Consider the following 3,808-nt stretch of genomic DNA (forward strand, 5'->3'; position numbering starts at 1 on the left):
AGTCACCAGTCCCCAGCGCCCAGTCAACCGTCACCCATTACCCAAAAGGACAACGGGAAATCCTTGGCTTCTAGTAGGCTCCGTTAGCAGTGTACTCATCCCCTTATCCGGCTTCGTGCTCAGCTCTCAACTTCAACAACCGCCAGCGAACGTTTTAACTACCTCCGAGATAGTATCTTTAAAGCCAATCCCATCTACATCCGCCTCTCCAGTACCACGCCCTAGTCAAAAAGCGACCGCCCAACCCATCTCCAAACCCATCTCCAAACCAGTAACCACTAAACAAGTAACAGGTAATGTGAATGAGATGACAAACGTAACGTTGCCATCTCCAAAAACCGCACAATTTACAACAGAAACTATCACTATCAAAGCCGTTGGCGATATCATTCCTGGCAGCAACTATCCTTACAATAAACTGCCCAAAGACGAGAAGATTTTATTTAAGTCAGTCAAACCATACTTGCAAGGAGCAGATATTTTATTTGGCAACTTTGAAAGTACATTAACTGACTATCGTTACAGTTCTAAAGGTGGCGGTGGTGGAATGCTTTTTGCCTTTCGGACACCTCCCAGCTATGTCAAGCTGTTGAAAGATGCGGGCTTTCATATTTTGAGTGTCGCCAATAACCATTCGTGGGATTTTCACGAGCAAGGATTTAAAGATACGATTAAAAATATCGACAGTGCCGGCATGACTGCTGTTGGTAAAAAAGGTCAAATTGTCTATAAGAATGTCAAAGGTGTTAATGTTGCCTTTATTGGTTTCAGCAACTATGGTGATGTTCACAACTCCCTGTTAGAACTGAAGGCGGGGGAAGCAATTGTGAAAGAAGCTAAGAAAAAGGCGGATATCGTAGTAATATCTGTTCATGCGGGAGCTGAAGGAACGGGAGCTCTTAGGGTTCGGAATCACAATGAATTTTTCTTTGGTGAAAATCGAGGGAATATGGTGTTATTTTCCCGGACGATGATTGATGCCGGTGCGGATTTAATTTTAGGACATGGCCCTCACGTTGCTAGAGCTTTAGAACTGTACAAAGGGAAATTAATCGCCTATTCTTTGGGTAATTTTATGGGATATCGCAGTCTATCAACTGCGGGAGAACTTGGAGAATCTTTGATTTTGCAGGTACAAATGAACCCTCAAGGAGATTTTATTTCTGGTAAGATTATCCCAGTGCAACTTAATGGGCAAGGGATACCTGCTATTGATAATAATTTTAGGAGCGTGGGGCTAATTCGCGAGTTAACAAAAGGTGATTTTCCTAATACACCATTGAAAATTGATGAGAAGGGGCAAATTTTGAAAAAATGAAATGGGTAATTGGTAATGGGTAATTGGTAATGGGTAATTGGTAATAAAATTTAGGTTGGGTGAGGCGAAGCGAAATCCAACGCTATCAATTAGATTTGTTAACAGTTAACAGTTAACAGTTAACAGTTAACCGTTAACAATCTAAACTAAGGAGCGATCGCAAAGCTTCCTTCATCTCATCTATCGTTGTCGTCGCCGTACCAAATTGACGTACCACAATACTCGCGGCCAAATTACCCAAAACCGCAGCTTCCCAACCAGACGCACCAACACACAAGGCTAAAGTCAAAGCTGCCACCACTGTATCACCAGCGCCCGTTACATCAAATACATCCGTGCGATTAAAAGCTGGGACATCCTGCTGGTAGATTTCTCCATCCTTCATCTTTTCAAATAAGCTCATTCCCTCCTCGCCGCGAGTAATCAGCATTTGTTGAGCTTGAGTTAAATTGAGAAGATCGCGCCCTGCATTCACCAAAGTTGTAGAGTTCTTAATTGCATATCCTACCGCCTGCTCAGCTTCCGGTAAATTAGGCGTAAATAGGGTTGCTCCCGCATAGCGATTCAACTCCGTCTGAGCATCTACAATAGTTCTAGGGTGAGACACCGCCGCTTCAATTACCGCCGCAGTCAAAACACCATCTCCGTAATCGGAACAAACCACAGCATCGACAGTATCCAACTGTTGGCGGATATACTCTGCTAATTGCAACTGTAAATCTAAATCGGGCAATTCATCCGACTTGCGATCAACTCTCACAATTTGCTGAGTTACCGACTGACGAGCATGACCAGAAATTCTAGTTTTCGTAACAGTCGGACGGCTGGGGTCAATTAAAATACCAGTAATATCAATTCCGACCTCTTCAAAAATACGGCATAAAGCCCGTCCTTGGTCATCTTTACCCACCAAACCAGCAACTTTAACTTGGCCTGCCAGTTTAGCAAGATTATAGACAGCATTTGCGCCGCCTCCGGGCAATTGCCTAGTATTTTCGTGGCGCAGAATCAAGACAGGCGCTTCGCGGGAAATGCGCTCGACTTGGCCTGTGAGAAATTCATCAAGAGTTAAGTCCCCCACCACTAAGACTCGCGCCTGGGAAAAGCGATCCAATCGTTGTGTCAATTGCTCAGCCGAGCCGCGCACTTGAGCCAAAAATGAAGAATCTAAAGACATTATTCAGTGAAACATTGGGCAGTGGGAGACGAGGAGACGGGGAGAATTCTCAGTTAACAGTTAACGGTTAACTGTTAACCGTTAACAATTACTTCAACTTTTGCTTAATGATGGTTACAACTTGAGTTAATTGTTTCTTGAGAGCGTCAATCTCAGCCTGCATTTTAACTATTTTGTCATTGAGAGCCTTAATTTCTGCGGCTCCAGCTCCACCTCCAGCGGCTCCTGCTGGTTTAGCTTCTGGTGCGTCTGGCTCTTGCGGGCGCTTTTTAGCCAAAATCATGGCTAATTTAATCGCCTCAGAGAGCTGCTTTTTCTCGAAAGGCTTTTCGATAAAGGCGAAAAAATACTTGTCAAAGGGTTCTGGAATTTTGTCCGTAACCTCTTCCTTACGGCCTGACATGACCACAAGAGGAATATGCCGGAGATCGGCTTGCGATTGGATTTTCTGAAAAACCTCCCAGCCGCTTACCTTTGGCAGTAGGAAATCCAACATGATCAGGTTCGGGTGTGCTTGACGGATGAGTTTGAGACCTTCTTCGCCGTCTTTTGCTTCTAGAACCTCAAAGTTGCCCGCTGGCAACATCTCTCGCACCCGCACGCGGATGACTTTACTGTCATCGATTACTAGGATTTTGTTACTTGCCACGACTGACTCCTCTGCTGATGAGTGAGGGTTCCCAACCTTAAATTATATTCTTGCAGAATTCCAGCAAGAAAACTGATTGTATTCCAAAACTGGGATAAATTTCCGGCAGCGAGTCTGGTTAATTTGGTCTAGGATCGAAGCGCACAGAAGCAGAGTAACCAAACTTTTATGCCTGCCCATACCAATTTAACTTTTACAAGTAAGCCGGATGATTCCCATATTAGCTCCTTAGTGTCGCCAATGCCTGCATGGTTACGTCGTCCGATTGGTAAAGCTAGTGAATTGTCAGAGGTGCAGCGAATTATTAAGCAGCGCCAGATACATACTATTTGCGAAGAAGGGCGTTGTCCTAACCGGGGAGAGTGTTATGCCCAGAAGACGGCGACTTTTTTGTTGATGGGGCCAACTTGCACTCGTGCTTGTGCTTTTTGTCAGGTGGATAAGGGACACGCGCCGATGCCTTTAGATCCGCAGGAACCGCAAAAGGTAGCGGAATCTGTGCAGTTGTTGGGTTTACGCTATGTGGTGCTGACTTCCGTGGCGCGGGATGATTTGTCCGATGGCGGTGCAGGTTGGTTTGCGATGACTATGGAGGCGATTCGCGAAGTTAATCCGCTGACTCAGATTGAGGTGTTGACTCCTGATTTTTGGGGAGGGAGTGAGG

General features: G+C 45.2%; 4 protein-coding genes. 2 read left to right on the plus strand and 2 right to left on the minus strand.

Going from position 1 to position 3,808, the window contains the following annotated elements; translation table 11 throughout:
- A partial coding sequence (locus tag PN499_RS15140) for a CapA family protein (protein WP_272032820.1) occupies positions 1-1,318 on the plus strand: 1,318 nt, incomplete at its 5' end.
- Between the two features lie 133 nt (positions 1,319-1,451).
- On the opposite strand, the gene PN499_RS15145 is transcribed toward PN499_RS15140, so the two are convergent.
- Together PN499_RS15145 and PN499_RS15150 are read right to left on the minus strand one after the other, a co-directional pair.
- Positions 1,452-2,495 (minus strand): bifunctional heptose 7-phosphate kinase/heptose 1-phosphate adenyltransferase, encoded by a 1,044-nt coding sequence (locus tag PN499_RS15145; protein WP_272032821.1) that lies wholly within the window; start codon positions 2,493-2,495, stop codon positions 1,452-1,454.
- An 88-nt stretch (positions 2,496-2,583) separates the two neighbouring features.
- Positions 2,584-3,144, minus strand: coding sequence for a response regulator (locus tag PN499_RS15150; RefSeq protein WP_007354216.1), 561 nt, complete (start codon positions 3,142-3,144; stop codon positions 2,584-2,586).
- A 240-nt stretch (positions 3,145-3,384) separates the two neighbouring features.
- On the opposite strand from PN499_RS15150, the gene PN499_RS15155 reads away from it, so the two are divergent.
- Positions 3,385-3,808, plus strand: a 424-nt coding sequence (locus PN499_RS15155) for a lipoyl synthase (RefSeq protein ID WP_272032822.1), incomplete at its 3' end; no start/stop codon positions are given.

The sequence above is a fragment of the Kamptonema animale CS-326 genome (assembly GCF_028330895.1).
Classification (GTDB): domain Bacteria; phylum Cyanobacteriota; class Cyanobacteriia; order Cyanobacteriales; family Microcoleaceae; genus Kamptonema; species Kamptonema formosum.

Coding starts and splice junctions, on each gene's coding strand:
- PN499_RS15145 (WP_272032821.1), bottom strand. CDS start 2,495: ATGTCTTTAGATTCTTCATTTTTGGCTCAAGTGCGCGGCTCGGCTGAG.